The sequence below is a fragment of the Cytobacillus sp. T106 genome, assembly GCF_040492155.1.
GTDB lineage: Bacteria > Bacillota > Bacilli > Bacillales > Cytobacillaceae > Bacillus_AB > Bacillus_AB infantis.
Map to the genome: position 1 here is coordinate 198,908 of NZ_JBEUMK010000002.1, position 17,352 is coordinate 216,259.

At 49.8% G+C, this 17,352-nt stretch carries 17 protein-coding genes; 10 read left to right on the forward strand and 7 right to left on the reverse strand.

The annotated features are described in order from the left end of the window. Positions 1–65 precede the first annotated feature (65 nt). From ABU165_RS05415 to ABU165_RS05425, 3 genes are all read right to left on the reverse strand, one after another. The gene (locus ABU165_RS05415; protein WP_318059726.1) at positions 66–1,832 is read right to left on the reverse strand and encodes an ABC transporter ATP-binding protein; all 1,767 of its coding nucleotides are present in this window, start codon (positions 1,830–1,832) and stop codon (positions 66–68) included. Continuing rightward, positions 1,819–2,586 carry a MerR family transcriptional regulator gene (locus ABU165_RS05420; RefSeq protein WP_318059727.1) on the reverse strand — a complete coding sequence of 256 codons (768 nt, stop codon included), beginning with the start codon at positions 2,584–2,586 and terminating at the stop codon, positions 1,819–1,821. The genes ABU165_RS05415 and ABU165_RS05420 overlap by 14 nt, the downstream gene beginning before the upstream one ends. A 171-nt stretch (positions 2,587–2,757) precedes the next feature. Further along, positions 2,758–4,077, reverse strand: a complete 1,320-nt coding sequence (locus ABU165_RS05425) for a short-chain fatty acid transporter (RefSeq protein WP_318059728.1) — start codon at positions 4,075–4,077, stop codon at positions 2,758–2,760. A 149-nt stretch (positions 4,078–4,226) separates the two neighbouring features. Here ABU165_RS05425 and ABU165_RS05430 point away from each other — a divergent pair, with 149 nt between their 5' ends. The 4 genes from ABU165_RS05430 to ABU165_RS05445 all read left to right on the forward strand — a co-directional run bounded on the left by ABU165_RS05430 (position 4,227) and on the right by ABU165_RS05445 (position 7,522). Next, complete coding sequence (locus ABU165_RS05430; protein WP_094769415.1) at positions 4,227–5,126, forward strand: SDR family oxidoreductase; 900 nt, start codon at positions 4,227–4,229, stop codon at positions 5,124–5,126. A 246-nt stretch (positions 5,127–5,372) separates the two neighbouring features. Beyond that, the gene (locus ABU165_RS05435; RefSeq protein ID WP_101548840.1) at positions 5,373–6,056 is read left to right on the forward strand and encodes a sigma-70 family RNA polymerase sigma factor; all 684 of its coding nucleotides are present in this window, start codon (positions 5,373–5,375) and stop codon (positions 6,054–6,056) included. 23 nt (positions 6,057–6,079) lie between these two features. Then, positions 6,080–6,661: an ATP-dependent Clp endopeptidase proteolytic subunit ClpP gene (gene clpP / locus ABU165_RS05440; protein WP_009794366.1), complete on the forward strand. Its 582-nt coding sequence runs from the start codon at positions 6,080–6,082 to the stop codon at positions 6,659–6,661. A gap of 135 nt (positions 6,662–6,796) precedes the next feature. After that, positions 6,797–7,522 carry a hypothetical protein gene (locus tag ABU165_RS05445; RefSeq protein WP_318059729.1) on the forward strand — a complete coding sequence of 242 codons (726 nt, stop codon included), beginning with the start codon at positions 6,797–6,799 and terminating at the stop codon, positions 7,520–7,522. Between the two features lie 56 nt (positions 7,523–7,578). Here ABU165_RS05445 and ABU165_RS05450 read toward each other — a convergent pair whose 3' ends face one another. Next, positions 7,579–9,096 (reverse strand): glycine betaine uptake BCCT transporter, encoded by a 1,518-nt coding sequence (locus ABU165_RS05450; protein WP_318059730.1) that lies wholly within the window; start codon positions 9,094–9,096, stop codon positions 7,579–7,581. Positions 9,097–9,307: 211 nt separating this feature from the next. On the opposite strand from ABU165_RS05450, the gene ABU165_RS05455 reads away from it, so the two are divergent. From ABU165_RS05455 to ABU165_RS05470, 4 genes are all read left to right on the forward strand, one after another. Next, positions 9,308–9,970 carry a DNA alkylation repair protein gene (locus ABU165_RS05455; RefSeq protein ID WP_318059731.1) on the forward strand — a complete coding sequence of 221 codons (663 nt, stop codon included), beginning with the start codon at positions 9,308–9,310 and terminating at the stop codon, positions 9,968–9,970. Between the two features lie 60 nt (positions 9,971–10,030). Further along, complete coding sequence (locus tag ABU165_RS05460) at positions 10,031–10,897, forward strand: Cof-type HAD-IIB family hydrolase (RefSeq protein WP_022544525.1); 867 nt, start codon at positions 10,031–10,033, stop codon at positions 10,895–10,897. Positions 10,898–10,966: 69 nt separating this feature from the next. Then, on the forward strand, positions 10,967–12,052 hold the full coding sequence (locus ABU165_RS05465) for a PQQ-dependent sugar dehydrogenase (protein ID WP_253618793.1): 1,086 nt from the start codon (positions 10,967–10,969) through the stop codon (positions 12,050–12,052). Positions 12,053–12,196: 144 nt separating this feature from the next. Then, positions 12,197–12,640 (forward strand): SRPBCC family protein, encoded by a 444-nt coding sequence (locus tag ABU165_RS05470; protein ID WP_022544524.1) that lies wholly within the window; start codon positions 12,197–12,199, stop codon positions 12,638–12,640. A 26-nt stretch (positions 12,641–12,666) separates the two neighbouring features. Here ABU165_RS05470 and bshB2 read toward each other — a convergent pair whose 3' ends face one another. From bshB2 to pdxK, 3 genes are all read right to left on the reverse strand, one after another. Continuing rightward, positions 12,667–13,335 carry a bacillithiol biosynthesis deacetylase BshB2 gene (gene bshB2, locus ABU165_RS05475; protein ID WP_009794356.1) on the reverse strand — a complete coding sequence of 223 codons (669 nt, stop codon included), beginning with the start codon at positions 13,333–13,335 and terminating at the stop codon, positions 12,667–12,669. A 21-nt stretch (positions 13,336–13,356) separates the two neighbouring features. Further along, positions 13,357–13,704: a YojF family protein gene (locus ABU165_RS05480; RefSeq protein ID WP_022544523.1), complete on the reverse strand. Its 348-nt coding sequence runs from the start codon at positions 13,702–13,704 to the stop codon at positions 13,357–13,359. Positions 13,705–13,832: 128 nt separating this feature from the next. After that, the gene (pdxK, locus tag ABU165_RS05485) at positions 13,833–14,669 is read right to left on the reverse strand and encodes a pyridoxine/pyridoxal/pyridoxamine kinase (RefSeq protein ID WP_101548846.1); all 837 of its coding nucleotides are present in this window, start codon (positions 14,667–14,669) and stop codon (positions 13,833–13,835) included. A gap of 140 nt (positions 14,670–14,809) precedes the next feature. Here pdxK and ABU165_RS05490 point away from each other — a divergent pair, with 140 nt between their 5' ends. Beyond that, a complete protein-coding gene (locus tag ABU165_RS05490; protein ID WP_009794353.1) occupies positions 14,810–15,487 on the forward strand; it encodes a response regulator transcription factor in 678 nt (225 codons plus the stop codon). Continuing rightward, positions 15,484–16,863: a sensor histidine kinase gene (locus tag ABU165_RS05495; protein WP_318059732.1), complete on the forward strand. Its 1,380-nt coding sequence runs from the start codon at positions 15,484–15,486 to the stop codon at positions 16,861–16,863. Before ABU165_RS05490 ends, ABU165_RS05495 begins: the two co-directional genes overlap by 4 nt. Positions 16,864–17,352: the final 489 nt, after the last annotated feature.

A 17,352-nucleotide genomic window follows, 5' to 3' on the forward strand; every position in this document is an offset into this window, starting at 1 on the left:
TCCCTTGTTTTTAAACCTTTTTCCCAAAGAAATATATTTATAAAGAAAGAGACTGACCTGAAAAGTCAGCCTCCTGAGGCGGCAGAGCGGTCTGACAGCTGCTGCTCTGCGAGCTCCCTGTATAAAGAATGTTTTTCATACAGTTCCCGGTGTGTGCCGGTCCCGGTAATGCTTCCGTTTTCAAGTACGGCAATCTGATCGGCATCTACGACGGTGGAGAGCCGGTGGGCAATCACAAGGGTGGTGCGGCCCTCCATCAGATGCTCCAGTGCTTTCTGGACAAGATGCTCTGATGTGCTGTCGAGATTGGATGTAGCTTCATCAAGCAGCAGGATGCGGGGATTGCGGATCAGCGCCCTGGCAATGGCAATCCGCTGCCTTTGGCCGCCGGAAAGCTTGATGCCGCGCTCACCGACCTGTGTGTCGAATCCATCAGGCAGGGCATCGATGAATTCCGAAGCATTGGCGAGCTCCGCAGCTCTTTCAATTTCCTCATCCAGTACCTCCCGCTCCATTCCATAGGCAATATTATCGCGGATGGTGCCTGACATGATCGGGCTTTCCTGTGAAACATAACCGATTGATGACCGCCATGCATGGAGGCGGAAGGAGCTGATGTCCTGACCGCCGAGCAGGATCCGGCCTGTCTGCGGGAGGTAGAAGCGCTCCAGCAGGGCGAACAGGGTGGTCTTTCCGCCTCCGCTCGGGCCGACGATTGCCGTGGTCTTTCCGGCAGGTACAGTCAGTGAGGCCCCGCCAAGGATCTCCTTCTCTTTGTAGGCGAAGCTCACCTTCTCAAAAGTGATATCCTGGCTTGGATTGGCCACAGCCTCCGTGCCTTTATCCACTTCCTTTTCGGTGTCAAATATATGCTGGATTCTTTCTGTTGCCCCGACAGCCTTCTGGAAGGCTGTAAAGAAGGATGCCATCTGGCTGAAAGGAACTACAATCTGGAACATATAAATGATGATGGCGACGAGCGAGCCTGCTGACAGGGCGCCAGAAGCAACGCGTACACCGCCATAGCCGATCAGGATGACGAGCACAAACATCATGATGAAGGTCATGAAGGGGGAAATGACTGCCTGGATTTTCGCTTCCCTCAGCCCGAACTGGAATAGGTGGCGTATTCCCTTGTCGCCGCTCTCCTGCTCTGCTTTTTCAGCATGATAGGCTTTGACGAGGCGGATATCTGCAAGAACCCGTCCGAGATTGCCGGAAAAACTCGCCATTTCATCCTGGGTTGCTCTTGAAATCTTATACATCTTCTGCCCCAGCGGCATAATCATAGCAATGGCCAGCGGTACAGCAATGATCATCACAAGAGTCATTTTCCAGTCGATCAGCAGAAGGATGATCACGGAGCCGATGATGGAAATAATTCCGGTCAGGAATGAAATTAAATGCTGGGTAATGAGGTTTTTGACAATATTTGTGTCCTGAGTGACCCGGCTCATCGTTTCACCTGACTGCTGCTGGTCAAAGAAAGGGACCGGCAGATGAAGAATCTGTCCCCAAAGCTTCCTCCTGATGGACGCTACAACTGCTTCCCCGATATAGCTGAGGAAATAGTAAGAAAACCCGGAAGATACGGTCTGGATGATAAAGGCACCCGCCAGGAGGAGCACGACGCTCATCTCCAAAGAAGATGCGGCAAGCTGGTCGACCATCGACTTGGTGAAAAGGGGGACGATCAGCCCGGCACCGGTTTCCAGGATGCTGAGAATGATGGCCGACAGCAGGATCCAGCGCGGGGGCTTGGAGTCCTTCAGCAGACCCCAGAAAGCTTTCCAGCTGCCTTTTTTGAGTGCAGGATCTTCATTTTTCGTCATCAACATTCATTCCTTTCTTCTCCAGATAGAGACCGAGTGCAGCTGCTAGCCATTCTTCCTCCTTGGGGGAGAATGGGATATGGAAAAGACCGCCGTCATCCTCATCGCTTAAATCCACCGAACTGATTTCTTTCAGAAGCGAAGGATCGTTTCCCGAGATTTCATCGACTATCTCCATCATGGCCTCAATTAAAGCCTGAACTTCCCCGCTAGCAGGGTCTGAACCAGCAAGCTCCTTCAAGCCCATTGAAATGGAAACCCATCTGCTTTCATATTCCCGCTGTTTCTCCTCGGGAATGGCGTAAATCGAATCTACTCTTTCCTCCGGGAGGAAGCTCTTCAGCCATTCTTTCTGTTCATCCTCCCGGTGGATAGTGTTGATGAGCGAAATGAAGATGCCAGCATCCACCTCGTTTTGATCCTCCATTACATAGAGCGCCCGGTCCAAAGCCCGGATGACCCCTTCGACTTCTTCCTTCTTACGGATCATCTCCGCTCTTTGAAAGGCAAGAGAATCCTTCAGGCTCCATTTTTCATTCTGGAGCATCCCTTTGATCTGCTCGAGGGAATAGCCGAGGTATTTCAGTGTCACAATCCGCTGGAGCACGGTGAAATCAGGGTCGGAATAATAGCGGCGCCCTGAATCTGTTATTTCGGTTGGCTCCAGGAGGCCGATTTCATCATAATAATGGAGTGTCCTGATCGTGGTGCCGGTTTTCTTTGAAAATTGACCGATTGAGTATTTGCCAGCCATCTCTTCATCTCCCTTAATCTATCTGTCTTTATCTTAAAACCTCACGCAGCGTGAGATGCAAGCTGTTTTTTTAAAAAATTGGTTAAGTCTATTATAGCCAAGCCGCAGCTCTGCCCATAAGCAGGAACCGGCTGCATGAAAAAAACCCGCCGGAGCGGGTTTTCGGAAGTCTTATAGAAAAAGCATTCCCAGCGAAATGATGATACCGCTTACAAATAAGGCAAGCACGCAGTAACCCATGATATCCTTGGCCTTCAGCCCGGCAATGGCAAGGGCGGGAAGTGCCCAGAATGGCTGGATCAGATTAGTCCACGCATCGCCCCAGGCGACTGCCATGGCTGTCTTTGGTATCGAAACACCGAGCGTTTGTGCCGCCTCAAGCATGACCGGCGCCTGTACGGCCCACTGGCCGCCTCCTGACGGGACAAAGAAATTGACCAGGCCGGCGGAAAGGAAGGCAAAGAATGGGAAGGTGAAATCATTGGAAATGGACACAAATGCCTCTGACATCACAGCCGCAAGCCCGGAAGTGGTCATCATTCCCATGATCCCGGCATAGAACGGGAACTGGATGATGATGCCGCTGGCTCCTTTCACGGCATTGACCGTCGCGTTCAGGAACTGCTTTGGAGTCCCGTGGAACAGGATGCCCAGGAACAGGAACAGGAAGTTTACGATATCAAGATTGAGCTTAAACCCGTTTGTAGCAAAATAATAGAATAAGAACACAAGCCCGAAAATGCCGATCAGCATGGAAAGGATCTTGCTGTTCTCAAGGCGGTCCGCCGGTGTCAGGGCCGCCTGTTCAATAGCAGCGGCCGGCTGGTCCTCCTCAAGCAGGGCAGGGTCAACCGCGACAGTGTCTTCCCTGGAGGGCATCATCATTCTGTTCACAATCGGCATAATGATGAAAATGCCTAAGATAATAGCAATATTAAAAAAAGCAAAGATGGTCTGGTCTGTCGGGATGATGCCAATGAGGTCCTCTGAAAAATGCCCGGCTGTTGCAATCGTTAGCGGAATCGAACCAGAAATGCCTCCATGCCAGACAATAAAGCCGGTGTATGCGCTTGCAATCAGGAGCCGGTAATCTACATTTTTGACCTTTTTCGCCAGCTCTTTGGCAAAAAGTGCACCGATCACAAGGCCGAAGCCCCAGTTGATCAAGCTCGCGAGCATGGAGATGACAGTGACAAGGATGATGGCCTGCCCCGGAGATTTGGCCAGGCCTGCCAATGAGCCAAGGCCCTTTTTAAAAATGCGGCTGCTTGCCAGCACATGGCCCGTCACCAGCACGAGCACCATCTGCATCGAGAATGTCAGAAGTCCCCAGAACCCGCCTCCCCAGAACTGGACCATCTGATACGGGCTGCTTTCTGTAAAGATGAGCCCCAGGCCGAAAACGGCGAAGGTCAGGATCACCACAAACAGGAATGGATCCGGCAAATACCGCTGCATGATCCGGTTAAAAAGTGAGACGACAGCTTTCATATTAATTCCCCCTTTAAAAAACAATCCCTATATAGTTTCTGTAATATTCTAATTTTTCCTTCTTTTGCTCCTTAATCTTCTCTTTTCACCAAGTGGGGATCCACAGAATACACTGGATAGTCATATGCCTATGAACAGGAGTGGTGATCATGTATCCAGTCTATCCTTATTACGGAAAAAAAGAGGAATGCAAAGAAAAGCCGCTGTCTTTCCCGCCGCAGCATCAGGATGTACAGCCCGGCCTGGAATATCAGATGGTGCCAAGACCGATTTCGGAGGACCCGGACTACCGGGGGTCAGGGAAACTGAAAGGGAAGGTGGCCATCATCACCGGCGGGGACAGCGGGATTGGCCGTGCGGCGGCTTACGCGTTTGTAAAGGAAGGCGCCAAAGTCGTCATTGTCTACCTGAATGAGCACCAGGATGCCAGGGAAACACAGGAAAGGATACGGGAGCTTGGCGGGGAAAGTCTTTTTATCGCCGGCGATATGAGAAGGGAGGACTTTTCCCGGGAAATTGTCGAAAAAACGCTTCATCATTTCGGAAGGATCGATATCCTCGTCAATAACCATGGCGTCCAATTTGTGCAGAAGAGCATTCTCGATATCACAAGGGAACAGCTCTTCGACACCTTTGAAACCAATATTTTCGCGTTTTTCTACTTAACAAAAGCCGTTCTTCCCCATATGAAGGCAGGGGGCTCCATCATCAATACAACGTCCGTTACGGCCTACGAAGGCCATAAAGATCTGATTGACTATTCCTCGACAAAAGGTGCGATCGTAACCTTTACAAGGTCCTTATCATTGTCGCTTGAGAAAAAAGGAATCCGGGTGAATGCCATAGCTCCCGGTCCTATATGGACACCGCTTATCCCCGCCAGCTTCTCTGCGAAGAAGGTATCAGAATTCGGCACAGATACACCGATGAAAAGGGCCGGCCAGCCGTTTGAGCTGGCTCCGGCGTATGTTTACCTTGCCTCCGACGACTCCCGCTATATGAGCGGGCAGGTGCTTCATATCAACGGCGGGACGATGGTAAGTTCATAAGGAAAGCTGCCGGGCGGGCTGGCCCGGTTTTTCTATGGAAGACTGTTCAGGACCCCTGGGGAGCTGTGCCTTGGCCAGTTTTTCACAGTTGGGAAGTAAAATGGGAAGGTTTGGGGCGGCTTCCTGAAGAATACACTATTAGAGAACTCTTTCATGAAAATGCATAAAATATATTTGAATGGCCGTATCTTTTCTTCCTCCCTGATCCGTTTAAGGGGCAGAGATGTGTAAAAGGAGTGAGCAGCGATGGTGATGAAGCAGGAAGAGGCAGACCAGGTGCCGGCATTGGCGGAGAAGGCGGATGAGATGTATCCCGCCCTTCAGCGCTATAGCCGATTTCTCGCACGGAACAGCTGGGATGGGGATGACCTTGCACAGGAGGCTTTCCTCCGTGCCGCCAGCAGCTACGAGCCTGAACGGGTCAGCCAGGCACTTTTGAAGAAAATTGCCTATAACTGCTGGGTGGATGTGACGCGCAAACGTAAAAAGGAGCAGCTGGAGGAGGCGCCGGAGCCCATCCGGAATGAAGAGAAGCAATACGTCAGCAGTGAAGCTGTCGAAAAGCTGTTGGAATGCCTGACCTTGAAGCAGGCAGTCATTTATGCTCTTAAGGAAGGGTTCCAATATACCTCAAAGGAAATTGCCGGACTGATGCAGACAACCGAATTTGCCGTAAAGTCGGCCTTAAGCCGGGCGCGCAGGCAGCTGCAGTCAGATGCAGACACGGGCAGTCCTGACACCGGGAGCGAAGAGGCTGCCTTTGTTGCCAGGCTGCTGGTAAAGTCCCTCCAGGAAGAAGATCCAGGCTGTCTTCTAAGGGCGCTCCCGATGCTGCCGTCACTGAAAAGCCTGTCTGTCCATGCTGAGCCAAAGCCTTGCCATCATCGCAGGCAGTCTCCTCCGCAATGCACACTCTCTATCGCGGCGTAGACCGCAGAAAGGGAGGATTGGATATGACGGCAATACCATATGTAATTGAACAGTCGAGCAGGGGCGAGCGCTCCTATGATATCTATTCACGGCTTCTGAAGGACAGGATCATCATGATTGGAGAAGAGATCAATGATCATGTGGCAAACAGTGTGATTGCCCAGCTCCTGTTTCTTGCCGCAGATGCGCCAGACAAGGATATATCGCTTTATATCAATAGCCCGGGCGGATCCACAACAGCAGGCTTTGCAATTTATGACACTATGCAGTACATCAAGCCTGACGTCAGGACAATCTGCACGGGTATGGCCGCTTCCTTCGGTGCGATGCTCCTGCTCGCCGGCACGAAAGGCAAGCGCTGCAGCCTGCCAAACAGCGAAATCATGATCCATCAGCCGCTCGGCGGGGCCAGGGGCCAGGCAACTGAAATTGAAATATCCGCGAAACGCATTCTGAAGCTCCGGGAGCATATCAACGGAATCATTTCCGAAAAAACGGGCCAGCCTGTTGAAAAAGTGGCCAGGGATACAGACCGCGACTATTTCATGAGCGCCGAAGAAGCGAAAGAATACGGGATTATCGATACTATCATTTTTCATAGCTGATAGCGGGAATGGCAGCCTTTTAGGAAGGGCTGCTTTTTTTTGAAAAATTGAATCTTATATCATATTGGGAAATCTGGATAAACGTCCCGAGCCGAAGAAAATATGGTAACATTTAGGGGGTGGAGGAGGCGGATTATGACTAAGAAATCTTTGAAGTGGGGAATTGGAGCGATAGTGCTATTGGCTATATTGCTATCTTTCGATAAATGGAAACTGTATAAGGAAGAAAAGCCTCCATTCCCTGAAATAGTGTCAGAAGGCAAGGAAGCTCAAGCAGTTTTGTTTGATTATTCATGGAACGGGACGGACACATCCAAAGCATTGAATAAAGCTAATCTATCAGACTCCCTGGAAAGCATGGAGGCATTGCCGGTCGGACCATTTTCAGATCTTTCAGTTTCCTTTCCGGAGAAGCCTGATCTAATATCCATTTCCGCCTGGGAGCCGCGGCTTGAAGAAGAAATCTATAAACTGGTTGGATCTGTCTTTCATTTTACAAACCGTCCCGGAACTGTGACTCTTGTGATTAAGGCTGAGTGGAATAAAGGCAAGGCAACGTATTTAACCAGAGTCAAAACCGAAAAGATTGTCTCTTACCAGGAACTTCTGGCCCCTGATAAAGAGGTTCAAACCGTCATTGGATTTGCTGTCAGCAATTCATCATCTCTTAAATTTGCCAATAAAAAACCAGGCGATCGATTTGCCTCTGGATACATATCTGGAGAATTGGATTATTTACAAAAAGCTTATCCCGAACTGGAACTGAACGAGCTTCCCTCCTATTTTGTTTTTAAGCAGGAGAAGATTGTTTATCGTACAACTGACATGCAGGAGCTGAAATCTTATATATCAAAGCACTAGGGGAAAATAATTTTGATACCAAAAAAACTCCCGCTTAAATACGGGAGTTTCGCTGTTTATTTTTTGGTCCTTGGCGCAGGCGGTTCCTTGCTCAATGATTTGAGGAGCGAAATGCACATAAAGACAAGGATGACAGTAAATGGCAGGGCTGCGACAAGCGAGGCAGTCTGCAGTCCCTCAAGCCCGCTGCTGAGCAGGAGGACGGCCGCAATCGCACCGATCAGGATGCCCCAGACGATGCGCACACCGAGGGGAGGCATCAGTGACCCCTTGGAGGTCATGCTGCCGAGAATATAGGTTGCCGAATCTGCTGAGGTAATAAGAAACGTGAAAATCAGCAGAATCGATAATAATGAGACAATAAAGGTAAACGGCAATTCACCATATGTTGTAAACAGAGCACTGGTAACATCCGCATTGACTGCTTCAGCTATGCTTGTTCCCTGGAACAGGTCAAAATGCAGGGCGGTCCCGCCAAACACGGCTGTCCATAAAAGGGCGATGAGCGGCGGTATGATCAGCACGCCGACGACAAATTCCCTGATGGTCCTCCCCCTTGATACCCGTGCAATGAACGCGCCGACAAACGGGGACCAGGCGATCGCCCATGCCCAATAGAAAATCGTCCAGTCACGCACCCATGTACCGCCTTTATAAGGTGTAAGGCGCAGGCTCCAGTTAATGAAATTGGTAATATAATCGCCGATGCCCTGTGTGAACGTATTCAGGATGAAAACAGTCGGTCCGGCAATGAATACAAAGAGCATGATGATCAGAGCAAGGGAAAGGTTAAGATTGCTCAAATACTTGATTCCTTTATCCAATCCTGTAGTAGAAGACAAGAGGAAAAGGGCTGTCAATACAACGATAATGATAATCTGCACCCAAGCACTGTTAGTGATCCCGAAGGCAGCATTCAATCCGCCGTTAATCTGCAGGATCCCAAGCCCGAGTGATGTGGCTACACCCAGGACAGTGGCAATGACAGCCAGGATATCAATGAATTTCCGGAGGCCTGACCGCTCCTTTTTTGTACTGATGATCGGCTTGAGCGTAGTGGAAACAAGTCCGTCCTGCTTTTTGCGGAACTGGAAATAGCCGACTGCGAGTCCGACAATCGTGAAGACGGACCATTGGCTGACGCCCCAATGGAAGAAAGAGTAGCCCATGGCAGTTCTTGCTGCTTCAGGCGTGAGTCCTTCCATATCAGCGATGGGAGGCGAAAAATAATGGCTCATCGGCTCGGCGATTCCCCAGAAGACAAGGCCGATGCCAAATCCGGCGCTGAAGAGCATGCCGATCCATGTGAAAAAGGAATATTCGGGTCTTTCATCATTCCCGCCAAGCCGGATGCGGCCATATTTGCTGATGGCCAGGAATAGGCAGAAAAATACAAAGAGGAGTACCGATAGCAGGTAGAACCAGCCAAAGGCGTATGTAGTGAAATCGAAGGCTTTCTGTGCGGCCCCTGAAAAAATGTCAGGCAGGAAGACGCCTGTGAGGACAAGCAGAAGGATCACTGAAGCAGAGACCCAAAAAACACTGTTTAATGACTTATCTTGCTGTTCATTCATAGAATACCCCCTGTTTTTTCTCTATATTTAACCTTAACATGTATAAAAGACTGGAGAAAACGCCATCAATAGCTGAAAATGGCAATATCCAAGAATATATGGCGGGAAAGCCGGTATTTCGCCGCCTTGAGAGTGCCTCATGTAGATATATACCCTAATAAGCAAGTTAGCAACCTATTTAGCAAAAAATCTGATATAGGAGCTGGATGAGATGTATCTCAAACCTTTGGAAGAAAAATTCACCCTGCACAGGAATGCTGAGCAGGCAGAGCCGATGAGAAAATATATGAAAGGCAACTTCCCGTTCCTGGGAATAAGGACGCCGGAGCGCAGGAAGCTTACGAAGGAGTTTTTTGCAGAAACTCAGATCTTAAAGGAGCCTTTTCAGCATGAGTTTGTGTCAGAGCTATGGAAGAAGGAAGAAAGGGAATATCAATATGCAGCCTGTGACTATATCCTCAGCTCCTTGAAGAAGCTTGTAAAAGACGACATGCTATTTATGGAGAGATTGATTACGGAAAAGTCCTGGTGGGATACTGTTGATACATTGGCTGCCCACCCTGTCGGCCGAAATGCCTCCGATCATCCTGAAACCATTGAGGATACAGTGAAGGATTGGGCCTATGGCAGCCATCTATGGCTGAGAAGGACAAGCATCATCTTTCAGCTCCGGTACAAGCAAAATACAAGTGAAGGCATCCTGTATGAATTCATCAGCCAGAATGCCGGCAGCAAGGAATTTTTTATCCAAAAGGCAATCGGCTGGGCCTTGAGGGAGTACAGCAAGACAAACCCTGAGTCAGTCAGAAGCTTTATCAGCAGTTCTCCGCTCGCACCCTTGAGCATCCGTGAGGGTAGCAAATATTTAAAATAAGAAGGAAAAACTGATAGAATGCTACATAGATTGAAAAAACAATTAGTAGGTGAAGAAATCATGGTGAAATGCATCGCGATTGATATGGACGGGACACTGCTGACCGCAACCCAGCAGATTACAGAAGAAAACAGAAAAGCGATCCAGAAGGCGCAGGCAGAAGGGGTGGAGGTTGTCATCGCCACAGGACGATCCTATTTTGAAGCGAACTTCGTCCTGGAAGAAGCCGGGATACACACCCCGATGATCTGCGTCAATGGGGCCGAAGTGAGGTCCATCGATAAAGAAGTAATAGCCAGCAATCCGCTTGACAAGTCGACGGCAAGGACAGCCGGCATGGCGCTCCTGCAAAATGGCGTTTATTTTGAAGTGTACACAAACAAAGGCACTTACACGATTGATGCCGATAAAGGCGTCTCTATCATCGTCGACATCTTTATGAGCGGAAACCCTGAAGCTGATGTGGATGAAGTCATGAAGGCGGCAGAGGAAAGGTTCACAAAAGGGCTTGTCCAAAAGGTGGACAGCTACGATATCCTTTTTGATGATACAGAGCATCAAATTTATAAGCTCCTTGCCTTCTCATTCGACGCTGAAAGGCTTGCAGCGGCAAAGGAAGCCCTTGTGCCGCTTGAGGACGAAGGGCTCGTCATCAGCTCTTCCGGTGAGGAAAACCTGGAGCTGACTAGCAAACAAGCGCAAAAGGGCGTTGCGCTTGAAGCCTTCCTTGAAAAAAGCGGGACAGGCATCCAGGATGCAATGGCAATAGGCGATAACTATAACGATCTTTCTATGTTCAAACGGGTGGGCAGGTCTGTCGCCATGGGCAATGCAGACGAAATCATCAAGGCACAGTGCGACTTTGTGACGCTGACTAATGAAGAAAGCGGAGTGGCAAAAGCAATCCTGGATGCCCTTAAGGCATAGGGAAATGACGGCACGAACCGGCCTGTTTTTTGGGCGTTTTGAAACCTTTAACTGAAAGGCGGAGATACTGTGAAAAAATCAGCCCTATTCATGCTGCTCGGTTTGCTGGCAACGGCGGGCTGCTCGGCAGAAGACAAATCGAATGAGACAGAGCCGAGGCCGCAGGAAAGCGAGGAGGCGGCTTCAGCCGTGCCGGAGGCGGAAGAGTTCGCGGCCGATCTGAAGACCCCGTGGTCGATCGACCAGGCAGGAAGCACTTTTTATATGACTGAAAGGACAGGGAGCATTGTAAAAGCAGAAGAAGGCAGCCGGCAGAGGCAGGAGGTCCGCCTGAAAAAGAAACTCTCACAGGCTTCGGAGGCCGGCCTGCTCGGCTTTGTCCTTTCCCCGGATTTTGAAAGCTCTGGAGAAGCCTTTGCGTATTATACGTATGAAGAAGGATCCGTACAGCAGAACCGGATCGTCGTCCTGAAGCAGACGGAGGATGCCTGGGAGGAAACAAGGCTGCTGCTGGATGGGATCCCGAGCGGGCAATACCATCATGGGGGCCGCCTGAAAATCGGCCCTGACGGCAAGCTTTATGCTACCGCAGGCGACGCGGCAGCCGATCCGGAAATCGCCCAGGATCTGGATTCCCTCGGCGGAAAAATCCTCCGGATGAATCTGGATGGAACGGTTCCCGACGATAATCCATTTGCCGGATCTTATGTATACAGCTATGGCCACCGCAATCCGCAGGGCCTTGCCTGGGCTGAAGACGGCACCCTTTATGCCTCTGAGCACGGACCATCCGCCAATGATGAGATCAACCGGATCGTGGCCGGGAAAAACTACGGCTGGCCGGTCATCCAGGGCAACGAAGAGAAGGAAGGCATGGAAACGCCGCTCTTCACCTCAGGGGAAGACAATACCTGGGCTCCATCCGGCATTGCCATCAAGGACGGCAAGCTATATGCGGCTGCGCTGAGGGGTACTGCAGTACTTGAATTCAACCTGGAGTCAGGAGAGCAAAAGGAACTCATCACCGGTGCCGGAAGGATCAGGGATGTGCTGCTCTCCGGTAATGTCCTGTATTTCGCCAGCAATAATACAGATGGCCGCGGCAACCCGGGGCCAAACGATGATAAGCTGTATAAAATCCAGCTTTCAGAATAGAAAAGAGGCAGGCTCAGAGAGCCATGCTTCTTTTTGACATAATGAGCGTTCGAGCCATATCTCTTAAATTAATACCTGACTCATATCCCTCAAAAAGGTATAATGTTCTCTGTACCAGCAAATCTTTTAAACGGGGTGCAAAATATGGCTGATTTTAAATCAACTGTCATTATAAGAAGACCAGTAGCAGAAGTTTTCCAGTACGCCACCAACCCGGACAACGCGCCTGAAATTATGCCGAATGTCGTTAAAATGGAAAAGGCAACGGACGGTCCGATCGGGCCATCGACGAAATTCATTGAAACAAGGATGATCAGGGGCAAGAAGGTCAAGGCTGAAATTGAATATACACAATTTGAACAGGACAGGTCCTATACAGCAAAAAGCAATTCCAATGGGCTGGTTGTCACGTATGATTATACATTCACGGAAATTGATGAAGGCACGCAGGTGGAGCTCGAAGCCAATATCCACACATCCGGCTTCATCATGTCCCTGACAAAGCCAATGCTCGTAAAGATTATAAAAAAAGAAGATGGCAGGCAGCTGTCCTATCTGAAGCAGATGCTGCAGGGGGATGAAGAGTAAAAAAAAAGAGCCCGGGGGCTCTTTTTTTATTGGAACTTATAAGTCCAGAACCGTTCATTCTGAATCCAGGCTGTAGCCTGCGGGTCCTTATTTTTCAGCTTTTCCTCCGTTTGGGCAGCCATCAGCTGTGTCTGGGAAAGATGCGCTTTAATGGCAGCAAGCTTCTGGTCGACAACGGCGCTGACATCATTGAGAATATCCGCTTCGCCAAGTTCATCGACGCAGTTATTGGAAAATGCGACACAATGCAGCTTCGGCCGGTCCTGCTCAGGCAGGCGCTCAAGTGCCCTTACAACAGCTGCCCCTGTTGCATCATGATCCGGGTGAACCGAATATCCCGGATAAAAGGAAATGACCAGTGACGGATTCACTTCTTCCACAATGGAAAAAAGGTGGTCGGTGAGCAATTTTTCATCCTCAAATTCAATGGTTTTGTCGCGATAGCCGAGCATCCGCAAATCCTGGATCCCCAGGACGCGGGCAGCCTCCTTCAATTCTTTGCGGCGAATCAGCGGCAGACTCTCCCTCGTTGCAAAAGGAGGGTTACCCAGATTGCGCCCCATCTGGCCAAGCGTCAGGCATGCATATGTAACAGGGGTCCCGCTGTTAACATGGGAAGCAATCGTGCCTGACACGCCAAACGCTTCATCATCCGGGTGCGGGAAAATGACGAGTACATGTCTTTCCTTATCCATTAGCTATTTCTCCTTTCACTTTTATTCAAACGGAGTCTCGCTGATCTGCAGCGCTACAGCAAGCTTTCCGCTGTTATCATGGCCAGCCATCAGCAGGCGGCCGATTTCATCCACTTCAAAGTGGGTGATGCCCTCCGCATACACCCAGCCGAATTCCATTTTCAAACCGACTCTGAACGGGCCGTCTCCGGTAATCTTTCCGAGCTCATATTTGAGGGATGCGTTTCGGATATAGGCTCCGGCAGAGAAAAAAGACTCATCAAAATGGGATGCGTATGCCCCATTTGTGGTTTCGAGGTGAACAAAAACGTTCTTTCCGGCAAGCCGGCTAATCTCTTTTTGCACATCTTCTTTTACGACAGGCTTCATAAATATATGCCTCCTTTCAGCACAATGCTGCTGTTCCTTGAATGAGATTATTTTACTAAAAAAGGAATGGAAAAGCGAAATCGGCGCTTCCACATTCCTTTTAAGCAGCGGCAGTGTTTCCTCCGCTATCAGATTTTCCGGCCCTCGGCTTTTTCGATTGAGCCATTGCTGCGATATGCACCATGCATCGTAGGACCCACATACTCGTTCAGGCGGAACCCATGGCGGATTGCTTCCGTAATGAAGGATTTCGCGGTCTCGACAGCTTCTGTCACGCTATGGCCCTTCGCAAGCCCTGCAGTTACTGCAGAAGAATAGGTGCAGCCTGCCCCATGCGTATAAACAGTATCAATCAGCTCGTTTTCAAACAAAAGGAAATCTTTTCCGTCATATAGGAGGTCAGCCGCTTTTTCATGCTTCAGCTTGCTGCCGCCTTTGATCAATACATACTTCGCACCCATGTCATGAATTTTCGCAGCCGCTTCCTTCATATCATCGATGGTGCGGATCGGCCCGGTCTGTGCCAGCTGCCATGCTTCAAACAGGTTCGGCGTTACCACTGTTGCCCGCGGAAGAAGAAGCTCCCTCATCGCGTCAGTGGTCTCCGGGTTCAATACTTCATCTTCGCCCTTGCAGACCATTACAGGGTCAATGACCGTGTTGTTCAATTTATTTTCATCCATCACCTTTGCCGCCAGCTCAATGATTTCCACCGTTCCGAGCATGCCGGTCTTCATGGCATCGATGCCGACAGACAGGATGGTTTCAAGCTGCGCCTTCAGCGTTTCGATTGGCAGCGGATGTACATGATGATGCCATTGGTCTTTCGGATCCATCGTTACAATCGTTGTCAGTGCAGTCATCCCGTACACACCGAGTTCCTGGAATGTTTTCAGGTCCGCCTGGATGCCCGCTCCTCCGCTCGTATCCGATCCAGCAATCGTAAGTACTTTCTTCATAGTCATGTCATGCGCCTCCCATTATTGTTCTAATTATAATTATAACAATATTATATCTCAGTACAATTGGAACGAATTGCAGGGACCCCTTTTCTTTTCGCCAAAATTTACCTATGATAAAAACAGAAATAGAAGATTGAGCGGTGATGAAGATGAAGAACATCCTATATATCGAAGATGATAAAGAAATCGGCAAATGGACGAAAGATTATCTCCTTGAAAAAGGCTACTCGGTCGACTGGCTGCAGTCAGGGGAGGGAGCAGCCCAGGCAGCTGCCAGAGCGGACCTGGTCATCCTTGATGTAATGCTGCCAGGTCTGGACGGTTTTACGGTCGGCCAGCGCCTGAAGAAGGATGCCCCGGGGATTCCTATCCTGATGCTTTCGGCCCGGACGGCTGTCGATGATAAGCTGCAGGGCCTGCAGTTTGCCGATGATTACCTGACAAAGCCATTTCATCCGGAAGAGCTGGCTGCAAGGGTCGATGTGCTGCTCCGGAGGTATGGAAAGCCGGAACAGAGCCGGCTCCTGCTTCGCCATCTCGAAGTCAGCCTTGGGGAGAATCGCATCACCGATACAAGGAGCGGCGAAGAGATCATCCTGACAGGCAAGCAGCATCAGATTTTCATGTACATGCTCCGCCATCCGAACCAGATTCTCACAAAAGAGCAGATTTTTGAGGCAGTCTGGGGGGAGCCCTATATGGACGGAGATAAAACCTTGATGGTCCACATCCGCTACCTGCGCGAAAAAATTGAAGAAAACCCAGGCTCGCCTGCCATCCTGGAAACCATCCGGGGCATCGGCTACAGGGTGAAGCAATGAAGCCAAAATCACTGCAGGGCAGATACCTGCTCATCATCCTGCTGGCGCTGGTGCTCATGCCAATCACCTTTCCGCTCGTTTCAGTTTTATTCCATATCCCATTTTCCATGCAGGAGCATGACCCGAATGTCTATGAAGACAGCAAAGGCATGGAATCAATGTGGAAGGAAGAAGGAAAGAAGCTGGGCGGCAGGACGGATGAAGAAATCAATGAGAGGCTTCGGGCGCTTAAGCAGAAGTACAATAAGGCAAGCATCTTTTGGGTCGACGGACAGGGGAGCACAAAGCTGAAGCTTCCAGAGCAAATAAAGATCCCTGCCCAGTGGGACCCGCTGTACACAATCGACTTCATGAAAACGAATAGGGGCCTTGAAGCTGATCCCTATACCGTCGTTTCATTCATCGGGTCCGGGAAATCCGAAGGGTTCATGGTCATCCAGGTGCCCCGGGGAGAAATGGACACAGAATGGGAGAAAGTAAGCAGAAGCTATGACTATTATTATCTGATTGCTACCTTTGGTGTGCTGGGATTGTTCCTGTTTGTATCCTGGATTTTCTTCTACAGAATACGCCAAAGGCTGCTCCGCCTCCAGGAGGCAATGGACAAGCCGGCTGAAGGCGGGATCCCCCTGCCGATCGCCATTGAAAAGAAAGATGAAATCGGCCAGCTGGAAGGGGCTTTTAACCGGATGATCGACCAGCTTGAAACAGGCAGGCAGCGGGAGCGGGAAGAAGAAGAGCTGAGGCGCCAGCTGATCGCCAATCTCTCCCATGACCTCAGAACCCCGCTGACAACAATCAGGGGCCATGCCTATTCTTTGAAAAAAGAAATCACTTCCGAAAAAGGCCGGGAATCTCTCGAACTCATTGACAATAAAGTCAGCTATCTTGGCCAGCTGATCGAAAACCTGCTTTCCTATACACTATTAACCTCAGGCAAGTATCCATACAATCCGGAAAAAACGGATATCGTCCGGCTCGTAAAAACCTCGGCAGCCGCCTGGTATCCTGTTTTTGAAAATGAAGGCTTCGAGCTTGATATTGAGCTGCCGGACAAGAGCATCTACTGGGATATAGACGGGCAATGGATGAACCGCATCCTCGATAATCTGTTTCAGAATATCCTCCGGCACGCCGCCCAGGGCAGATATGCCGGTGTCCTGCTTGATGCAGAAAAGGAAATTCTGGCCGTAAAAGATAAAGGGCCGGGAATGACAGGAGAGTCTGCTGGCAAAGGCGCTGGCATCGGTCTCTCCATTGCAGCTCTTATGCTGAAGGAGATGGATCTTGATCTTCAGATTAACAGCAGCAGCGGCGGGACGGAGATGGCGATTGGGAGGAAGGGGGATTTGGGAAAAGGGTATAAGGATGGATAGTTATTGGTGGAGGGTTCGGATTGCATATATCCGGGCCTTTTTGTCGCTGTAATGAGTTATATCTTCGAATGGGGGCTGTTGATTTCCGTTCCAGGCACTTCGCTTTCCGCGGGGCGGCGCTGAGCCTCCTCACGCTCCGCGCTGCGGGGTCTCAGCTTTGCCGCTGCAATCCCGCAGGAGTCTACGTGCCTTGCACTCCAATCAACAGGGTTTATAAAATTTGGTTTGTCGTTGATTCGCTCCAGCATTTCCAACGCTACAATTGGTAAATAATGTATAAAAGTTAGAATAACCAAAAAAGTAGGTAGAATCTTTTAATTTTTTGGTAGAGTAATTGAAAATTTATGTAGAAAAACGCCGAATTTAGGTAGAATCAGCCGGAATTTATGATGTGAGCACCATCGGGTTCTTAGACAGCTAGAATTTTTCAACTCAAAATACCTCAATTCTGCCCAGAACCAGCCGAAAAACAGGCAGGCATGCTAATTT

What these genes read in the sequence shown, in the direction of transcription:
- ABU165_RS05480 (WP_022544523.1), bottom strand. Translation starts at nt 13,704, where the DNA reads ATGAAGCCTGTCGTAAAAGAAGATGTGCAAAAAGAGATTAGCCGGCTT.
- clpP (WP_009794366.1), top strand. Translation starts at nt 6,080, where the DNA reads ATGACGGCAATACCATATGTAATTGAACAGTCGAGCAGGGGCGAGCGC.
- ABU165_RS05460 (WP_022544525.1), top strand. Translation starts at nt 10,031, where the DNA reads ATGGTGAAATGCATCGCGATTGATATGGACGGGACACTGCTGACCGCA.
- ABU165_RS05425 (WP_318059728.1), bottom strand. Translation starts at nt 4,077, where the DNA reads ATGAAAGCTGTCGTCTCACTTTTTAACCGGATCATGCAGCGGTATTTG.
- pdxK (WP_101548846.1), bottom strand. Translation starts at nt 14,669, where the DNA reads ATGACTATGAAGAAAGTACTTACGATTGCTGGATCGGATACGAGCGGA.
- ABU165_RS05415 (WP_318059726.1), bottom strand. Translation starts at nt 1,832, where the DNA reads ATGACGAAAAATGAAGATCCTGCACTCAAAAAAGGCAGCTGGAAAGCT.
- ABU165_RS05435 (WP_101548840.1), top strand. Translation starts at nt 5,373, where the DNA reads ATGGTGATGAAGCAGGAAGAGGCAGACCAGGTGCCGGCATTGGCGGAG.
- ABU165_RS05450 (WP_318059730.1), bottom strand. Translation starts at nt 9,096, where the DNA reads ATGAATGAACAGCAAGATAAGTCATTAAACAGTGTTTTTTGGGTCTCT.
- ABU165_RS05470 (WP_022544524.1), top strand. Translation starts at nt 12,197, where the DNA reads ATGGCTGATTTTAAATCAACTGTCATTATAAGAAGACCAGTAGCAGAA.
- ABU165_RS05445 (WP_318059729.1), top strand. Translation starts at nt 6,797, where the DNA reads ATGACTAAGAAATCTTTGAAGTGGGGAATTGGAGCGATAGTGCTATTG.
- ABU165_RS05430 (WP_094769415.1), top strand. Translation starts at nt 4,227, where the DNA reads ATGTATCCAGTCTATCCTTATTACGGAAAAAAAGAGGAATGCAAAGAA.
- ABU165_RS05455 (WP_318059731.1), top strand. Translation starts at nt 9,308, where the DNA reads ATGTATCTCAAACCTTTGGAAGAAAAATTCACCCTGCACAGGAATGCT.
- ABU165_RS05420 (WP_318059727.1), bottom strand. Translation starts at nt 2,586, where the DNA reads ATGGCTGGCAAATACTCAATCGGTCAATTTTCAAAGAAAACCGGCACC.
- ABU165_RS05495 (WP_318059732.1), top strand. Translation starts at nt 15,484, where the DNA reads ATGAAGCCAAAATCACTGCAGGGCAGATACCTGCTCATCATCCTGCTG.
- bshB2 (WP_009794356.1), bottom strand. Translation starts at nt 13,335, where the DNA reads ATGGATAAGGAAAGACATGTACTCGTCATTTTCCCGCACCCGGATGAT.
- ABU165_RS05490 (WP_009794353.1), top strand. Translation starts at nt 14,810, where the DNA reads ATGAAGATGAAGAACATCCTATATATCGAAGATGATAAAGAAATCGGC.